Source organism: Streptococcus anginosus (assembly GCF_900636475.1).
Taxonomy (GTDB): domain Bacteria; phylum Bacillota; class Bacilli; order Lactobacillales; family Streptococcaceae; genus Streptococcus; species Streptococcus anginosus.
Map to the genome: position 1 here is coordinate 1431132 of NZ_LR134283.1, position 17997 is coordinate 1449128.

Sequence of the window (17997 nt, forward strand, 5' to 3'; positions counted from 1 at the left end):
CACTAATCTTCGCTCTTTATGCGCTTAATCCATTTCTGACAACCTGCCAAAACAAGCCGGTAAGTCTCGTCAAAATCACCTGTGTACCACGGATCTGGCACACTTTTCTCTTCAAATTGGAATACTTTCTCCAGATATTTTCCCGGTGCGATTTTCCTCAAATCTTGAAAATTGGATTCGTCCATTCCTATAATATAATCAAAGTCTACAAAATTCTGCTGTGAAATTTGTTGAGAAGTTTTGCTTTGGTCGTAAGGAATGGCATATTTCTTAAAAATCGCCTGCGTTCCCGAATGGATTGGATTACCATGCTCCCAATCCGAAGTCGCACGACTTTCAACATAAACACCATCTGTCAAATCTTTCATCACAAATTCTGCCATTGGACTGCGACAGATATTTCCCAAGCAAACAAACACAATTTTTTTCATAGCATAGACCTCTTTACTATTATAACAAAATCTAAAAAAATAGGAATTTAAACCCCTGAGAATTTTTGAATTCTTTTAAAAACACAAAAGCCGCCGATTGGGCGACTCTTATAGGGAGATTATTATGAAAAAGAAAAGTTTTTAGGAGTTCAAGTTAAGTTCTTCTCAACTTGTAATTATAGTATACCGATATTGACTTAAATTTTTCTTAAAGATTTTACTATTTTTGAGAAATTTTAAAGAAATTCAATTTGAAGATTGTGCCACTTCTTCTGCCAATTCTTTTTGCTCAGTCGTTGTTCATAAAGAGCTTTTCTCGCTGGATCTGTTAAGAAATGCGGAGTCGGCTGAACACGAAAATGGAGAATGTCGTCTAAGCCATAAGGCGCAAAGAGTTCCAGCTGTCTATTATCCAACAAACGTAAACCCACAGCTGTACAGCGCTCTGGATATTTACTCATGGCATCTTGCGAGCTAGTATAAGATTGGGTATTTGGACTGTGGATATGCATATAGACTTGATTCTTGACTTCCCAATGGTAATGTGGAAATTCTCGCTTGAGCCGATTTTCAATGTTGAGTGTTTCCTCATAAGAAACATCTGGGTCAAGGAAAATCACATCCACATCCGTCTCTGTATCAAAGCCGGGCTTGTCCGACAGAATATTCCAGATGAAATTTCGCACCGAACCAGCACAAAGCCAGCTGTCTTTCAATTGCAAGCCATAGATAATCTGTAAGATAGTCATCATATCTTGGTCTGATGAAAACGCATGTAAAATCTCTTTTTCGGACAGCATGTTATTTCTCCAAATATTCATAACCCAAATGCTCGTAAGCTTTACGAGTTGCCACACGCCCTGTTCGAGTTCGCATAACAAATCCTTTCTGGATCAAATAAGGCTCATACATGTCTTCTACCGTTTCCTGCTCTTCTGCGATATTGACAGACAGAGTCCCCAGACCAACTGGCCCGCCGCCATAAACCTCAATCATGGTCTTAAGAATCTTCTGATCCACATAATCTAAGCCTTCTTGATCCACATCCAGCATCGTCAGCGCTTGATCAGTAATTTGGTCATCAATCAGCCCGTCACCCATAATCTGAGCAAAATCTCGTACGCGTTTAAGAAGTCGATTGGCAATCCGAGGCGTGCCCCGGCTACGCAGAGCTAATTCTTCAGCTGCTTCATGCGTAATCTCCATTTCAAAGATGTCTGCCGTCCGCTCCACAATCTCCGTCAAATCTGCTTCTGCATAATATTCCATGTGACCAGTAATGCCAAAACGAGCCCGTAAAGGATTGGACAGCATACCAGCTCTGGTCGTAGCGCCAATCAAGGTAAACGGTGGCAAATCCAAGTGAACACTACGACTGGTCTCGCCAGAGCCAATCATAATATCAATGTAAAAATCTTCCATAGCGCTATAGAGCACCTCTTCAACAGACATAGGCAAGCGGTGAATCTCATCAATAAAGAGAACATCTCCCGGCTCCAAATCGTTCAAGATTGCCACCAAATCGCCCGCTTTCTCAACAACTGGACCCGAAGTTTGCTTGAGATTGACTCCCAGTTCATTGGCAATGACAAAAGCCATAGTGGTCTTTCCCAACCCTGGAGGTCCAAAAAGCAACGTGTGATCTAGCGCTTCATCTCGCAACTTAGCTGCCTCGATAAAAATCTTTAATTGATTTTTGACCTTGTCTTGACCGATGTATTCTCGTAAATACTGGGGACGCAATGTGCGCTCTACGAGCTCCTCGTCTCCCATCAGTTCATTATCCAAAATTCTACTCATAACTACTATTATAACAAAAAATCAGGTTAGTAAGTTAGTTTGAACTTAGGTTTTACAAATAGAAATTGAAGGGAGTGTTATTATGAAAAAGACTAGAAAGTCTTTATTTGATAATGCTGGATATTTCAAATAAAAAAACGACAGACAAATAATCTATCGTTTCAATATATCGTGTTATTTAGTTGTTGCATGATAAATGGTCGTGCTGGTAAAAATCTCACTCGCTTTTAAGATAACATCTGCTTTCAAGTCGCTATGAATCGCATCAGGAAGTGCCTGAGTTTCCAGAGCTAAGCCGTTGTGCTGGATCATGGGATGTCCATTTAAAATGACCGTATCATCTACAAAATTTGCTGAATAAGTCACTAGGCATGGCGCACTTGTTTTAAACGTCAAAAAGCGACCTGACTTCGGATCGTACAAAGAACCAGCCCTATCCTCTTGCTTGTTTAAAGCAAATGGATGATCCAAACCTGATACAATCTGAATCTGCTCATCTTGATTGGCAAAAATATCCTTCATAGAAACGCCTTGGCAAAGCTGTTTTACAAAGTTATGTTCTAAATCTGATATTTTAGCAGGTATTCCATCTGGTGCGATAGGATAGACACCGAGAGTATTCAGCTGCAAAATACAATGATCAATTGGCTGATTGAAATCGCCTGTTAAGTTAAAGTAACTGTGATTGGTTGGATTGACCAAGGTATCCTTGTCCGTCTGGACTTGGTAAGAAACTTCTAATTCGCCTATCTCCGTTAAAGCATAGGAAACCCAGACTTTCAGATTTCCCGGAAAACCACCAGTGCCATCTACACGCTCGGTGTAAAAAGTAATGCCTTCATTCGTGACCTCTTCCACTTGAAAAATGGCACTATCCCAGCCAGTAGAACCACTATGATTGCAATTTTCTGCATTATTGACCTCTAACTGATAGGTTTCACCATTCAGCTCAAACTGTGCTTTTGTAATCCGTCCTGCAACTGGTCCGACGCTTGCACCATATTTAGGGCTGTTGCCTACATAGGCATCAAAATGATCAAACCCCACCACGATATTTGCAAATTCAAGATTTTTGTCCGGAGTGACATACTCTAAGACAGTCGCACCATAAGTCATGACTTTCAAACGATAGCCCAAGTCATTTTCAAATGTGTAAGCAACAATATCTTTTCCTTGAAATGTTCCAAAAATAGCTTCTTGATAAGATTTCATACAACTTTCCTTGTTTTTATTACAAATTTATGTTTTCCTCTTTTAAATCTCTAGCTTTTCCGTCCACGAAACGGCTGTTTCACGTAAAACATGATTCAAGTCTTCAATATTTTGACGCCCCGTTTCATCAAGCCAAGCTTTGGCTGCTTCTGCTCCTTGATTAGCAAAGACGGTAACAGCTTCTTTCCAAGTCGCACGACCGCAAAGGACTCCATTGAATTGAGAACCTGCTTCATGCGCCACTTTGAGCGTTTCCTGGAAAAGCTCTGCGCTAACTCCAGCACTCAGGAAAATAAAGGGCAGGTGAGTTGCATCAGACTGCTCTTTGAAAAATGTCTTGGCTTCCGCAAGGCTGTAGACAGGTTCAACCCCGCCTTTCGTAAACCCTTCGACAAAATTCATATTGACCGGTACTTCCACTTTCAAGACATCAACATTGTAGCGCGGATTTGAAAAGAGCTTCATGGCTTCATTGACCTTGTGCGGTTTTACTTTCGCATAATCTGCATCTACTACATTATCACGCTTTGCATCATACGTCAAGATTTCAAGGAAATAAGGAATGTTTTCTGCCACACATTCACTTCCCACGCGCTCTACCCAGGCTTGCTTGATGTCATTGATTTCAGGTTTGTCATCTACATCATAGTAAATCAAAACCTTGACTGCATCACCGCCTAGTTCTTTAATGCGTTTGACTGACCAATTTAGTAGCAAGTCTGGCAAGCGACCTTCTGTTGTCGCATCATAACCTGTTTTTTCATAGGCAACGATAAGACCGCATTCTGGCGCACGTAATTGGGTAGCAGGTACACCGAATTCTGGATCTAAAAGGATAGAAGTTGCATACGGAGTCAACTGACTGGAAATCAATTGTTTAAATTCAATGAGCGCTTCATTTCCTGATACAGCATGTGTGCCACTTGCCAGCATTTTTTTCAACGAACCTCTCTGGTCAATCGCCAAAGCTCCAATAATGTCATTTTCATCTGAAAGATTCTTTAAGTGTGCTAATTTTTCATGACTAATCCTTAATTTTTCCATGGATTCCTTCCTATTCTTTGTCAAATGAGTGAATGATGACGCCTTGTACAACACGGTTGACGGTGCCTGTCGGAGACGGTGTGTCTGGACGATTTTTCACCTTGAGGGCTGTCAACAAAGCAAATAATTGACCATAAACAATATAAGGGAATACGCGATAAACATCATCTGCTAGCTGTTGACTAGAAAGAATGACTTGTTCAACATTTTCCAAATCTTCTTTTTGTTCTGTCAATAAAATTACCTTGCGGGCAATCTCATCTCCGACTACTTCTCGTACTAAGTCAAGGTCGTATAATTTGGTGTAGGGATCTGTCGATCCAAACACCACAACGACCGTCTTTTCATTCACTAACGACTTTGGACCGTGACGGAATCCGACTGGGCTTTCATACATGGTCGCCACTTGTCCTGCTGTCAATTCTAAAATTTTCAGCTGAGCTTCATGCGCCAAGCCAAAGAAGGGACCTGCTCCTAAGTAAATGACACGGTTGTAATCTAAGGAAACAATCTCTTGAATCGCTTCTGCTGAGTCCAGCACTTCTTGACTCAATGTCATCAATGCAGAAACTTTTTCGGCTTTTGCAGCTAAATCTGCTTTGTCAAAGACGAGCAAGGCTGTCAACATCATAGACGTAAAGCTCGATGTCATGGCAAAGCCAGCATCATTTGACGGCGAAGGTTGGAGCAAGAGCAAATTGCGTTCGTCACCGTGTGCTTGCTGGGCTAATTTACCTTCTGCTGCACATGTAATCGTGATTTGGTAAAGTTCCTCAACTATGTCTTTTGCCAAGTCAACTGCCGCAACACTCTCTGGTGAATTGCCGCTACGGGCAAAAGAAACCAAAATAGTTGGTACTTCCTTGTGCAGATAAGCAAGCGGGTTAGCGACAACATCTGTCGTTGCAATGGCATTAAAGTTCCACTTGCGTTCATCGTAAATCTTTCTGAAATAAGGGAGAAGTGTTTCTCCGACATAGGCTGAAGTTCCAGCGCCTGTCAAAATAACCTTGATATAATCATACTTTTCATCAATATTATTCAGAAAAGCTGCAATCTCATCAGCTTGCGCTTTATAATTTTCAAAAGCCGTCTGCCAAACTTGTGGCTGTTGATAGATTTCCCGTGTGGTGATTTCCGCACCTAATTCAATCAAGTCTTCCTTTGTATAATCTAGCATGGGTCTCCTTTCTGCTTTGCAATGCTAACTAAAAGAAAGGGAGCGGGAAAATGATGATTTTAAAGAAATCCATTTTCTTGCCCCAGCCCCCTTAATTATACAAATTGCTCATTGGAGCAATTCAAGCAAGGACGTGTTTTCCAGCGACTATTAGCTGGACACTCCTTTATTCATCTTCGTCATCGTTCATTTCTGCTAATACATCATTGACTTTCACGATGTATTTGTTCGCTTTTTCGATATATTTTGCTTCAACGCCAGTCAGGGCAGAATTGATAAATTCAATCACCATTGGCATATTCATCCCTGCATAAAGTTCAATTTGGAGTCCTTCCAAAATCAGACGGCTAACGACATTGCAAGGTGTTCCACCAAGCAGGTCGGCAAAGACTATATAATCATCTAAATCTTTTACAGTCGCTGAAAATTTAGCAGTAAAGTCGTCTATTCCTTCCTCTGGAAGCAGAGGAACTGTATGAATGAAGTCCAGTGGCCCCATAATCATTTCGGTGCTTTTTTTCAATTCTTCACAAAAGCGACCGTGACTGACCAATACAAGTTGTTTTGTCATTTATAGAGAAGCTCCTTTTAGACACCTAAGATTGGTGTATGAGTAAAGTGTGAAAGTGCAGAAACACCAATTGCAATAATAATCACGATAAAGATTGCTTTTGTTGAATTCATACCTTTTTTACCAAGCAGCCAATAAACAAATCCAGTAAACAATGCCGGAACCAAACGCGGGAAGATTTTATCCAATGTTTCTTGAAGATTGAAGGTTACACCACCAAAACTTTGTGTATAGGTAAATTTAAAGTTAATCATCGTAGCAATCAAGGCAGCCACCATGAAAACACCAAGAACTGTTGCAGCATCTGTGATTGCGGACAATTTATCCTGCATCGTTGTAACTAATTTGACGCCTTCTTTGTGGGCAAATTCTAATTGTTTCCAACGGAAAACGTTAATCGCAATCGTTACTCCTATCCAAAGGAAAATACCAAGAGGATTGCCATCAATGGCAAGACCTGCTGCCAAGCCACCCATGATTGCAGGAATAGTTGAACCAAAAATCGCATCACCAATCGCTGCAAATGGACCCATTAACCCAGTTTTAATCCCTGTAACAGTATCTTTAGCCGCAACCCCTTCATTTTCTTCAAGCGCAAGGTCAATCCCTGTCACCAAAGTATGGAAAAAGTTAGACGTGTTGAAAAATTGCGTATGTGTTCGCATCATTTCTTTTAATTCTGGCGTACCATCACCGTATATCTTACGCAACTGCGGCAAAATCATATAGAGATAACCTGATGCTTGCATACGCTCGTAGTTCCAACCCCATTGGAAAGTAAAGAGACTACGACGGTTGATTTGTTTAAAATCTTCTTTTGTTAATTTGTAATTAGAGTTCGTCATCGTCAATTTCCCCACTTTCTGATTGTTCTGCAGCAACAGTCACGACTTGTTTATTAGTCGCATTTTTATAGTTGATTGTTGCCAAGGCAAAGCCAATAATCGCAATCCCAATCATTGGTAGGCCTTCAAATTTTGCGCCCCCAAGAGCTGTAGCGATTTGTTTGACAGCTCCTGAAGCAGCTGCCAATGTTGAAATATAGTCAAAAACAACTTTCAACATAGCTGTAATGGCAAAACCTAAACCAAGATAATGGAGATTTTTCTTGACTGGAAGGTAACGAAGCAAAATTGCAAAACCGACACCAGGAAGCATTTTACCTGCAAGAATCAATCTATCTGCGATCCATTGTGCATTATTGGCAAGCCAGTCTGAGAAGGCTTTTACAGCGTCTCCACCGAGCCACAAAGCCAGAAATACTGGAAGGGCACGTGAAAGTCCCCACGGAATGGCACCGAGTAAGTAATTGCGTTCAATGCCTTTGTAGTCAAATTTTTCAACTGCTGCATCAATCCGATGTGCAAAGTAAGTCGTAGAGAAACGTCCAAGAACGTCTGTGTAAACCAGCAGTGCTGCTACCGGAACGGCAATAGCTGAAATAGCGAGTTCTGATTTCATACCTGTTGCCACAGAGAATGCTGTTGCAAGAACCGCACCAGAAGTTGCGTCAATCCGAGAGGCACCACCGAATGTACCAACCCCAAGCACAACGAGTTGGAGACTACCACCAATAAACAAACCAGTCTTCAAATCTCCCATGACCAGACCAGTGATAAAACCTGCAAAAACGGGGGAGCCTGCTGATGAGTTAATCGTCAACTCATCCAAAATTTGATACGCTGAATACAGCGTCAGTAAGAGAATTTGCCACCATTGTATCATAACAATGACCTCCTAAATTTATTTCAATAATTTCATAAAGTCTTCAACTGGATCATTTGGAACCATTTGAGCTGTTATTGTTACACCTTTTTCATGCAACTTGTTAAATACTGCTACGTCTTCATCTACCACGTTAATTGAGCGTGTGATAGAACGCGTTTCAGATGTCTGCGACATATTGCCTACATTGAGTGTTTCAATTGGCACGCCTGCTTCTACTAATTTCAAAAAGCGGTCTGGCTTTCTCGCAACAATGAGCAGGCGTTGGCTATCATATTTGCCGGCTAGAATATTTTCTGCTGCTTTTGCAACTGGTAAAACACTCAATTTCACACCAGCTGGTGTCGCCAATTTCAAGCCGCTTTTTTCAATAGTATTTTCTGCTACTTCATCATCTACGACCATGATACGTGAGATGTTTAATTTTGTAGTCCAAAGATTGGCTACTTGCCCATGGATCAAACGTCCATCAATCCGATTCCCTACAATTGTCATAATTTTGCCCCCTTTATTGTTTTAAATGTAGGTTTGTGAACTAAATGAATAAATTCGTTGTTTTTCCCTTCGGTTTCAAAAATGATAATTCGATTTTGTCCGAGTTTTAACAAACTATGTGGAATATACAGCGATAAGGTCGGTCCGACGTCCCAGAAGCGACCAATATTGATACCGTTGACAAAAACAATTCCTTTACCAAAGTGGGTCAAATCAATATACGTGTCTTTAAGCGCTTTCAATTCAACATCAAACGCATAGAAAGCTGGCTGTTTTTCATGCCATTCTTTCGTGAAATCAATTTTTTCTGGGTGCTTGAAATCCAGCACATACTGTTTCCAATGGAGCATAAAGTGCAAATCCTTGCAGACTCCAGTCCGAATGCCCTTGTGTTGCGTCTCTGCCAACAGTTTGTGCCCATAATTGACACGCCCCATGTTTTCTATCAAAATATCAATCTGATGCGTGGATTGCTTCTGCCGGGGAACAAAGATGTCTTCGCCGATTTCTGTCTGGTACTGAGTTGTAATACGGTTTCCATCTACAAAAAGTTGCATCCGATCACGCCCATCGATGACACGAATCCGTTCCTCGTCCGCATCCCATTCCGCTTCTGTACGATAGAGTAGATAGCCAACATTTTGTCTCAGCTCCTCCATGTTCATAGGGTACAGACTTTCGATTGGCTGCGCTACATCTTCTAAGGTTTCAAATAAACTAACTTTCTCACTAAGCGGAATATCCTTTAACTCAAACGATTCTTTTACCAAAGGTTCCATTTGTGGATATTCTGGATAATATTTTTTTAACATTCGCTGAATAGCAAAGTATTTAGGCGTTGGGTTTCCTTGTTCATCAAGGAGAGCTTCATAATCATAAGACGTCACTTGTGGCAGGTCAATGCTTCCTCGCGCTGAACAGCCATTCATGAAACCAAAATTGGTTCCTCCGTGAAACATATAAAGATTGATACTGCCTTGTTGTAAGACTTCGTGAACTGCTTCAGCCAACTCTTCTGGATCTCGCGTGACAATTGGCTCCTTCCAACGATTGAACCAGCCGTCCCAAAACTCCATACACATGAGTGCCCACTTCTTGCCATGCTCATCAAAGAATTCCTGCATCTGCGCGAAATTTTCTTTTGCTTTGGAGCCAAAGTTCCCCGTTACAAATACATCATCCTCAATAAGCGTTCCTGCCCGTAAGGTGCCTCGCCAAGGCCCGTCCGATGTAAAGAGCGGACAAGTCACACCTCGCTCTAGCATCATATCTCGAACAGCTCTCAAATATTCCTTATCTTCGCCATACGAGCCATATTCATTTTCAACCTGCATCATGAGAATGTTGCCGCCATTTTCCAAAAGATGCGGGACTAAGCGCGGAAGCAATTCATCATAATAGCTAGCAACTGCGACAAAATAAGCAGGGTCAGAAGAACGAATTCTCATCTCCTCCTTCAAAAGCCAAGCCGGCAAACCACCAAATTCCCATTCTGCACAAATATAAGGTGACGGACGAAGTAAGGCATACAAGCCTAAATCTTGAGCAATTTGAAGAAATTTCTCCAAATCCAAGATCCCCTCAAAGCAAAACTGCCCTTTCTGAGGTTCATGGACGTTCCATGGAATGTAGGTTTCTACCGTATTAAAACCTAGAGCTTTCAAATTATAAAGCGAATGATACCAATCATCTGGCTGAATCCGAAAATAATGAATGGCACCAGACAATATTTTAAAAGGCTGTTGATTCAGATAAAATTCTTCTTTAATCTCAAATCTTGCCAAATCATTTCCTTCTTTCATACAACAAATCTTCAATTTTGCAATCGTTTACATTGGTTAATATAATATATTTTGTATGAAATGTCAATAGTTTTTGAAAAATTTAATAAATTTAACCATTTTAAGAAAAATTATGGTAAAATTTTTTATGAGAGGGAAGCGAAAGAGAGGTGAATAACATGGCAATCCCTAAATACCAATACATTAAAGACGAACTCAAAAGCAAGATTATCTCAGGTCAATTTGAGAATGGAGATAAATTTTATACAGAAGCTGAGCTAATCACAATGTACGATGTGAGTTCTATTACTGTTGTCAGAGCTTTAAATGAGCTAGCAAAAGACGGATATATCATTCGCCAACAAGGAAAAGGAACATTTGTGTCGCGCGCGCGTAAGCACAAACTCGTTGAATTTTCTGACGTTGAGATATTTCCTACCCAAAATGATCAAGTGACCGTTTTATCGATCGAGCGCGGAAACGACTTGAAATTTCTTGATAAGTTAGATTTGAAGGGACATCAATTTTACTATAAAATCGAGAGACTTCGTAAAGCAAAAGATACCCCTTACATCTATCATCAATCCTATATCCCAGAGCAATATATCAATGCAAATTATCCAAATCTTGAATATTATAGCTCTATCTACAACCGCTTTAAACAAGACTATCATATCCACATGAATGATGAGCACTTTGAAGAAACCAATGAAATTATCTTCCCGACACCAGAAGCTGTTGCAACATTACTGGATATTGACACAAACTTCCCGACCGTCTTCCAAGTAAAAACAACACAGTTAGAAAGCACAGGGCAAATTTTAGAGTATAGCGAAGCCTACAAACGTGGCGATTTCTTTAAAATCAAGTTCGTGTCACGCAGTGGAAATCACTAATTATTTTTTACGTAAAGAACATCTGAATGCCAGTTGTTCTTTTTTATATCTTGAGATTATTATAACCTATCTAGACCAATTTTGAAACAAAAAAGTACTATTTCGAAAAAAATATATACTAAACACGAGACAAACTACTGTTCATCTCGCGTTTGTTTTATTTTAGGGAACTATATCGCAGTTTACACCAATCACAATATGTAGTATTTTGAAACAAGATTTTTGTAAATTTGACAATCATACTTTGTGGTTGTGTACAAGTATATAATTCCTTTATTTTAAATATCTTGCCTTTGATATTCTTACATCATGCTTAAAACAAGATTATAAAACAAAGCCCCTACGACACCGCCGACAATTGGACCTAGGACTGGAATCCAAGCATAGGACCAGTCAGAATCCCCTTTATTTGCGATTGGTAAAAGAGCATGCATGATACGCGGGCCCAAATCCCGTGCAGGATTGATTGCATAGCCTGTCGTTGGTCCAAGTGAGAAACCGACTGCAAAAATAACCGTTCCTACGATGATTGGACCCAAACCAGCAGCAACTTTATTTGGACCAATTGCCATAATCGTGATGACAAGAATGGCCGTTCCCAGTGCTTCCCCCAAAAAGTTAGAAGCTGTGTGGCGAATGGCTGGACCCGTTGAAAAGCTGGCTAAAATCAAGCCTGAATCTTTCGTTTCAGCCCAATGAGGGTAATAGTGAAGCCATAGAACAAAAGCTGCAACCATTGCACCCAGCATTTGTGCAATAATGAAAGGAAAGACTTGCCCCCAACTAATCGCTCCAATAGAGGCCATTGCGAATGTGACCGCTGGATTCAAGTGAGCTGGACTAAAAAATCCGGATACATAAACCGCTACGGTACAGGCAATCCCCCAGCCTAAAACGATAGCAACCCAGCCGGTTCCTTCTTCTTTCGTCTTGCTCAAAACATTCCCAGCAACAACCCCATCACCAAGCAATACTAGGATAAAAGTTCCTAAAAATTCACCGAGATACTGAATCATAATCAAACTCCTTTATTTCTTAATCTTCAATTCTTTCAATTGTTCTTGGATAGTTGCCAAATCTGCACCAGCTTGCAAGAGAGCAGCTGCAGTATAAGCCCCTTCAACAATGGGAACATTGTTAATGATGATGTCCTTATCTGAAAAATCTGCCACCAGCTCCAGATTCATGCGAGCTGATCCAAGATCAAAGAAAGCTAAAATCTTCTCCGCTTTGTTGGCTTCCACAACCGTTTGAACTTGTTCAAAACTTGTACCAATGCCGCCATCTTCTGTACCACCTACATAGGTCAGCAAGACATCCTTGGCAACTTCTGAAATTAAATCCACAAGGCCTTGAGCAATCCATTTTGAATGAGAAACGATGACAATTCCAATTTCTGTCATGCTTTTTCCTCCACTTCTAGCAAGGCTTCAAAAAGCAAGCCTGATGAATACGAACCGGGGTCAATATGTCCGATAGAGCGCTCTCCGACATAAGAAGCCCGACCCTTCGTTGCTTTCATATCTTTCGTCGCTTCAACCAAAGTATGAATGGTTTCTTTGGTCAATTCTCCTTTTTGAAGAGCCATCACCACACCAGACCAGACATCCACCATGGTTTTTTCACCCGGAACAGCCTTTCCTCGCTTTTGAATCATATCAAGCCCTGCTTGAACAGCATCCGCCAAGCTAGTACCCTCTTTTTCAGCCTTCATTATTCCCATAAAGGCTGAGCCATAAAGGGGGCCAGAAGCCCCGCCAACCTTGCTAAGCAATTGCATGGAGACAACTTGAAAGACTTCTGCTGAATTGGCAAAATCCTTTCCTTCCAGATTTTCAACGACAGCTGCCATGCCACGCGCCATATTTCCTCCGTGGTCTCCGTCACCAATGGGCGTGTCTAACTCTGACAAGTAGTCTTTGTTGGCTTGAATTTTTTCATTAAAGAGAAGCATCCATTTCTTTGCTAATGCTGCATCCATATCGTACCTCCTACCAAGCAATCGTTGCAACTGGACTGTTCAAAGCTTCCAGCCAGTCTTCACGTTCTAATTTGACAAAGGTCAGAGAAATGCCTGCCATGTCTATAGATGTCATGTAGTTTCCTAATTTCTTGTAAACAACTTCCAAACCTGCTGCTGCGAGAATTCCAGCCACATCGTTGGCAAATACGTATTGCTCCATGAGCGGCGTTGCCCCCATACCATTGATAAGGATTCCGATTTTTTCTCCTGCCTTGAGTTCAAAAGAGTCTTTCAATTTTGCCGCTAATTCTTGTGCCAATTCTTTAGACGGCTGCATTTTTTCTTTGCGATAGCCGGGCTCTCCATGAATGCCAATTCCAAATTCAATTTCATCATCAGCTAAGATAAAGCCAGGTTTCCCAACTTCAGGAACGGTTGCTCCACTGAGAGCCAGCCCAACCGTATGAATCTGAGGAACCAATTCGTCAGCCAAGGCCTTGATTTCACTTAGTGATTTTCCAGCACGCGCAGCATTTCCCAAAATCTTATGAACCAAAATGGTACCAGCAACTCCACGGCGGCCTTGCGTGTAAAGGCTGTCCTCAACAGCAATATCGTCATCGACAACAACACTTGCCACCTCGATTCCTTCCATTTCTGCCATATCCTGCGCCATTTCAAAGTTCATGATGTCGCCAGAATAATTCTTGATAACCATGAATACACCTGCGCCCTCGTCTGCTTCTTTGATTGCCTGCAAGACTTGGTCAGGAGTTGGGGAAGTAAAGACCGCTCCGCAAATCGCAGCTGACAACATACCATCGCCCACAAAGCCAGCATGAGCAGGCTCATGACCGCTCCCGCCACCTGAAATAATCGCTACCTTGCCAGATTTTTCGCTATTTCGGGCAATGATGTCAAAGCCTTCTACACGATGCACTAAATCACTGTGGATATAAGCCAGACCGTCTAACATTTCGTCCACAACAGCCGTTGGTTGATTGATAATTTTTTTCATGAGTTTCTCCTTTGCTTTATGTTTCTTATTTTTATTGTAAAATTCTTTGCTCTATTTTGGAACGGACAAAATCAAAAATCTGTCCCTCTTTTTAGTTTTCCTATTGCATCATTCATGATAAACTAAGAATAGAACTAAAAAGACTGAGGAGGGAAGATGGCAACATCCTTAATCACGAAAAAAAGGATTGCCAAATCCTTTAAAAAATTACTAACCGAACAAGCTTTTGAAAAAATCTCTGTTCGGCAAATTATGGAAGACGCCGGTATTCGTAGGCAAACGTTTTACAATCATTTTCTGGACAAGTATGAATTATTAGAATGGATTTTTCAGACGGAGTTGCGAGAGCAAGTCACAGATAATCTGGAATATATCTCTGGCTATCAGCTGCTGCAAGAATTGCTGCACTATTTTAACGTCAATAAGAGTTTTTATGCACAATTATTTGACATTGTTGACCAAAATGACTTTTCTTCTTATTTTCAAACCTACTGTCAACAACTAGTAGCCAAACTCGTCAGAGAATATCATTCCCGCCCTTTCCATTCTGAAATGGAGTATCATTTTTTCATTCAGTATCACAGTCAAGCGCTTGCGAATGCTATCAAACATCTGCTGGATTTATCTGAGCAAGATTACCAGCAACAGGCGCAACTTTTGACACAACTAATCAAAACAGCTATAGAAAATTAAGGCAAGTATATGGTTCACATTATCAATTCAATTCATTCAAGCATTCAGCAAAATATCAATGCAATTACCCGCATGTATCCTCACCTCTCACAGCTGAAACAGCTGCCCGTCATTTATCATAATCAGCACGATTCTTCTGTCGTACCCATTATTTCAGGTGGCGGGAGCGGTCATGAGCCAGCTCATTTTGGCTATGTGGGCGATGGTATGTTAGCTGCTGCTATTAGTGGCCCCATTTTTGTGCCCCCCTGTGCTGAGCATATTTTAGAAACCATTCGTTTTCTGCATCAAGGAAAAGGCGTTTTTGTCATTATTAAAAACTTCGATGCCGATATTAAAGAATTTTCCCAAGCTATTTATCAAGCACGCAAGGAAGGAATTCCAGTCAAATACATCATTTCTCATGATGATATTTCTGTGGAAAAAAGCAATTTCCAAATCCGCCACCGCGGGGTTGCAGGAACGATTCTGTTACATAAAATCCTCGGGCAAGCTGCCAAAGAAGGGACTAGTCTAGATGAATTGGAAAAGCTCGCTCTTTCTCTTTCCACTTCCATTGCAACACTAGGAGTGGCTACAAAATCTACAACTTTACCAAGCCAGCAACTGCCTATCTTTGATTTGCCTCAAGGTCAAATTTCCTACGGAATTGGAATCCATGGAGAACCTGGTTATCGGATGGTGACGTTTGAATCTTCCGAACTGCTCGCTGTGGAGCTTATCAACAAAATCAAAATGAAATTCAAATGGCAAGAAGGACAAGAGTTTATTCTCCTCATCAATAACTTAGGTGGCACTTCAAAATTAGAAGAACTCGTTTTCACAGACGATATCCTGCAACTATTGGATATTGAGGGCTTGAAACTTTCTTTTATCAAAACAGGTCATCTCATCACAAGCCTAGATATGGCAGGGCTTTCTGTTACATTGTGCCAAGTGAAAGACAGCGCTTGGATAACAGGCTTAACAGCTCCGACCGATAGCTTTGCTTGGTGAAAGAGCAAAAATCCAGAGAGTGGGAGTCTGTCCCACTCTCTGGATTTTTAATTTTATATTAATCCAAACCTATACGGTGGAAAATATCATCTACGCGCTTGGTGTAGTAAACTGGATCAAAAATGTCGTTAATTTCCTCTGGTGTTAAACGAGAGGTCACAGCTTCATCAGCTTCTAGTAGCGGACGAAAATCTGTTTGATTGTCCCAAGAATAAGCCGTCTTTGGCTGTACCAAGTCATAAGCCTCTTCACGTGTCATGCCTTTTTCAATCAGACTCAGCATAACGCGCTGACTGTAAATAAGACCAAAAGTTGAGTTCATATTGCGGCGCATATTTTCTGGGAAAACAGTCAGATTCTTAACGATATTGCCAAAGCGATTAAGCATATAGTCAATCAGAATAGTCGTATCAGGTGTGATAATGCGCTCCGCTGAAGAATGCGAAATATCACGTTCATGCCAGAGAGACACATTTTCATAAGCCGTCACCATGTGACCGCGGATCACACGAGCCAGACCGGTCATGTTTTCAGAACCAATCGGGTTGCGTTTGTGAGGCATAGCAGAGCTGCCCTTTTGCCCTTTAGCAAAGAATTCTTCCACTTCGCGCTGTTCGGATTTTTGCAGACCGCGGATTTCAGTCGCCATGCGCTCGATTGATGTGGCAATGCTTGCCAGTACTGCAAAATACTCGGCGTGCAGGTCACGCGGTAAGACTTGAGTTGAAATTTCTTGGGCACGAATGCCTAATTTCTCACAGACATATTTTTCCACAAATGGCGGAATGTTGGCAAAGTTTCCAACCGCACCTGAAATTTTCCCAGCTTCCACACCAGCGGCAGCATGTTCAAAACGCTCGATATTGCGCTTCATTTCACTGTACCAAGTCGCGAGCTTCAGACCGAAAGTCGTAGGCTCCGCATGCACCCCATGAGTACGTCCCATCATGATGGTAAACTTGTGCTCACGCGCCTTGTCAGCTATGATATTAAGGAAATAATCCAAATCTTTGCGAATGATGTCATTTGCTTGCTTGTAGAGATAACCATAGGCTGTGTCCACCACATCAGTAGACGTCAAGCCATAGTGAACCCACTTGCGCTCTTCACCAAGCGTTTCAGACACTGCACGAGTAAAGGCCACCACATCGTGGCGAGTCTCCTGCTCAATTTCCAAAATGCGGTCAATATCAAAGTCTGCATTAGCACGGATTTTAGCCACATCTTCCTTAGGAATCTCACCCAGCTCAGCCCAAGCCTCATCAGCTAAAATTTCTACTTCAAGCCAAGCACGGTACTTGTTTTCCTCACTCCAAATGTTCGCCATCTCAGGGCGTGAATAACGGTTGATCATGTTTAAGATATTAAGGGCGTTAAGCGGACACAGCCAAAATAGGAGTTTTGACGAAGAACCTCAGGGTTCTAGGAAAAACTATCTTTTTGGCCAAGTCCGTAGCCCGTATTCAATTATGAGAATACAGGACCCTTGTTCCTTTCTATTTTTCTTAGACTTTATGTTTTTTTAAAAACAATATTTCTTAGCTGAATAAGGAAAGTTGTTCGGTATTACTAGATTCTGGAATAATTTTTTCAGCCTTAGAATTGCTGGCATTTTTTTTCATGTTATAGTAATAATCCTTTGTTTCTTTCTGAACTAACTTTTCAATTACACGTTCCTCAAATTCGACTACATCATTGAATTTCATTATTCCTTTTTCTGGGTTGGGAATATAGAATAGTCCAACATATTTATTCTGCACGAGTAGGTTATAGATATTATTTAATGAACCTTTACTTACAGAAATATTTCCAAAACGGTTTTTACTAGTATCTTTCCAAATGACCAATCCAAAATCAGCATCATCAGACATAGCTTTATCCTTTAGCATTTGAGCTTCTCTAGTGTATTTCCCATTTTTAAACAATTTTTCATCTTCAATATCTACAGGAATACGCTTATCAACCCATTCCCGATCTGAAAAGTTTCTAGGACTAGGACCAACATGATAAACCTCTACATTTTTATAATTATCTGCTTTAAGCATGTCTTGTATATTTTTATCAATCCCTCTTGCATCCCCAACTAATATTGTATAGTTTTTCCTTCTACTTTCATCAACTGACTTGACAACATCATCAGGAATCTCTTTACTAGAAATGCTTCCGCTTATGAACATTTTCATCGTGGATAT

The 17997-nt window shown here is 41.0% G+C and carries 20 protein-coding genes; 3 read left to right on the plus strand and 17 right to left on the minus strand.

Annotated elements, in window-relative coordinates:
• Window positions 1–2: 2 nt before the first annotated feature.
• The 11 genes from EL079_RS06980 to EL079_RS07030 all read right to left on the minus strand — a co-directional run bounded on the left by EL079_RS06980 (window position 3) and on the right by EL079_RS07030 (window position 10260).
• On the minus strand, window positions 3–431 hold the full coding sequence (locus EL079_RS06980) for a low molecular weight protein-tyrosine-phosphatase (RefSeq protein ID WP_003032058.1): 429 nt from the start codon (window positions 429–431) through the stop codon (window positions 3–5).
• Window positions 432–667: 236 nt separating this feature from the next.
• The gene (locus EL079_RS06985) at window positions 668–1231 is read right to left on the minus strand and encodes a nucleotidyltransferase family protein (RefSeq protein WP_003032038.1); all 564 of its coding nucleotides are present in this window, start codon (window positions 1229–1231) and stop codon (window positions 668–670) included.
• A gap of 1 nt (window position 1232) precedes the next feature.
• Entirely contained in the window at window positions 1233–2231 is a 999-nt protein-coding gene (gene ruvB / locus EL079_RS06990) for a Holliday junction branch migration DNA helicase RuvB (RefSeq protein WP_003032066.1), read from the minus strand.
• A 174-nt stretch (window positions 2232–2405) separates the two neighbouring features.
• A complete protein-coding gene (locus tag EL079_RS06995) occupies window positions 2406–3443 on the minus strand; it encodes an aldose epimerase family protein (protein WP_003032060.1) in 1038 nt (345 codons plus the stop codon).
• 42 nt (window positions 3444–3485) lie between these two features.
• Window positions 3486–4487, minus strand: a complete 1002-nt coding sequence (lacD, locus tag EL079_RS07000; RefSeq protein WP_003032053.1) for a tagatose-bisphosphate aldolase — start codon at window positions 4485–4487, stop codon at window positions 3486–3488.
• Window positions 4488–4497: 10 nt separating this feature from the next.
• Entirely contained in the window at window positions 4498–5667 is a 1170-nt protein-coding gene (locus EL079_RS07005) for an SIS domain-containing protein (protein ID WP_003032051.1), read from the minus strand.
• A gap of 166 nt (window positions 5668–5833) precedes the next feature.
• Window positions 5834–6238: a PTS sugar transporter subunit IIA gene (locus EL079_RS07010; RefSeq protein WP_003032047.1), complete on the minus strand. Its 405-nt coding sequence runs from the start codon at window positions 6236–6238 to the stop codon at window positions 5834–5836.
• 17 nt (window positions 6239–6255) lie between these two features.
• Entirely contained in the window at window positions 6256–7083 is an 828-nt protein-coding gene (locus tag EL079_RS07015) for a PTS system mannose/fructose/sorbose family transporter subunit IID (protein WP_003032057.1), read from the minus strand.
• Window positions 7070–7963, minus strand: a complete 894-nt coding sequence (locus EL079_RS07020; protein ID WP_003032052.1) for a PTS mannose/fructose/sorbose/N-acetylgalactosamine transporter subunit IIC — start codon at window positions 7961–7963, stop codon at window positions 7070–7072. The genes EL079_RS07015 and EL079_RS07020 overlap by 14 nt, the downstream gene beginning before the upstream one ends.
• A gap of 18 nt (window positions 7964–7981) precedes the next feature.
• A complete protein-coding gene (locus EL079_RS07025) occupies window positions 7982–8458 on the minus strand; it encodes a PTS system mannose/fructose/N-acetylgalactosamine-transporter subunit IIB (protein WP_003032077.1) in 477 nt (158 codons plus the stop codon).
• Window positions 8455–10260, minus strand: coding sequence for a glycoside hydrolase family 35 protein (locus EL079_RS07030; protein ID WP_003032054.1), 1806 nt, complete (start codon window positions 10258–10260; stop codon window positions 8455–8457). Before EL079_RS07030 ends, EL079_RS07025 begins: the two co-directional genes overlap by 4 nt.
• A 158-nt stretch (window positions 10261–10418) precedes the next feature.
• On the opposite strand from EL079_RS07030, the gene EL079_RS07035 reads away from it, so the two are divergent.
• Window positions 10419–11135, plus strand: a complete 717-nt coding sequence (locus EL079_RS07035) for a GntR family transcriptional regulator (RefSeq protein WP_003032072.1) — start codon at window positions 10419–10421, stop codon at window positions 11133–11135.
• Between the two features lie 302 nt (window positions 11136–11437).
• On the opposite strand, the gene EL079_RS07040 is transcribed toward EL079_RS07035, so the two are convergent.
• Genes EL079_RS07040 through dhaK form a run of 4 tightly spaced genes read right to left on the minus strand, consistent with a single transcriptional unit; the run spans window position 11438 to window position 14116 of the window.
• On the minus strand, window positions 11438–12151 hold the full coding sequence (locus tag EL079_RS07040; RefSeq protein WP_003032037.1) for an MIP/aquaporin family protein: 714 nt from the start codon (window positions 12149–12151) through the stop codon (window positions 11438–11440).
• A gap of 12 nt (window positions 12152–12163) precedes the next feature.
• The gene (gene dhaM, locus EL079_RS07045) at window positions 12164–12538 is read right to left on the minus strand and encodes a dihydroxyacetone kinase phosphoryl donor subunit DhaM (RefSeq protein ID WP_003032045.1); all 375 of its coding nucleotides are present in this window, start codon (window positions 12536–12538) and stop codon (window positions 12164–12166) included.
• On the minus strand, window positions 12535–13116 hold the full coding sequence (gene dhaL, locus EL079_RS07050) for a dihydroxyacetone kinase subunit DhaL (RefSeq protein ID WP_003027194.1): 582 nt from the start codon (window positions 13114–13116) through the stop codon (window positions 12535–12537). Before dhaL ends, dhaM begins: the two co-directional genes overlap by 4 nt.
• 10 nt (window positions 13117–13126) lie before the next feature.
• Window positions 13127–14116, minus strand: a complete 990-nt coding sequence (gene dhaK, locus EL079_RS07055) for a dihydroxyacetone kinase subunit DhaK (protein ID WP_003032073.1) — start codon at window positions 14114–14116, stop codon at window positions 13127–13129.
• Between the two features lie 156 nt (window positions 14117–14272).
• Here dhaK and dhaS point away from each other — a divergent pair, with 156 nt between their 5' ends.
• Both dhaS and dhaQ read left to right on the plus strand, forming a co-directional pair.
• Entirely contained in the window at window positions 14273–14809 is a 537-nt protein-coding gene (gene dhaS, locus EL079_RS07060; protein ID WP_003032039.1) for a dihydroxyacetone kinase transcriptional activator DhaS, read from the plus strand.
• 9 nt (window positions 14810–14818) lie between these two features.
• Window positions 14819–15805: a DhaKLM operon coactivator DhaQ gene (gene dhaQ / locus EL079_RS07065; protein ID WP_003032075.1), complete on the plus strand. Its 987-nt coding sequence runs from the start codon at window positions 14819–14821 to the stop codon at window positions 15803–15805.
• 58 nt (window positions 15806–15863) lie between these two features.
• Here dhaQ and purB read toward each other — a convergent pair whose 3' ends face one another.
• Together purB and EL079_RS07075 are read right to left on the minus strand one after the other, a co-directional pair.
• Window positions 15864–17159 carry an adenylosuccinate lyase gene (gene purB, locus EL079_RS07070; RefSeq protein ID WP_003032043.1) on the minus strand — a complete coding sequence of 432 codons (1296 nt, stop codon included), beginning with the start codon at window positions 17157–17159 and terminating at the stop codon, window positions 15864–15866.
• A gap of 184 nt (window positions 17160–17343) precedes the next feature.
• Window positions 17344–17988 (minus strand): hypothetical protein, encoded by a 645-nt coding sequence (locus EL079_RS07075; RefSeq protein WP_018543695.1) that lies wholly within the window; start codon window positions 17986–17988, stop codon window positions 17344–17346.
• Between the last annotated feature and the right edge of the window lie 9 nt (window positions 17989–17997).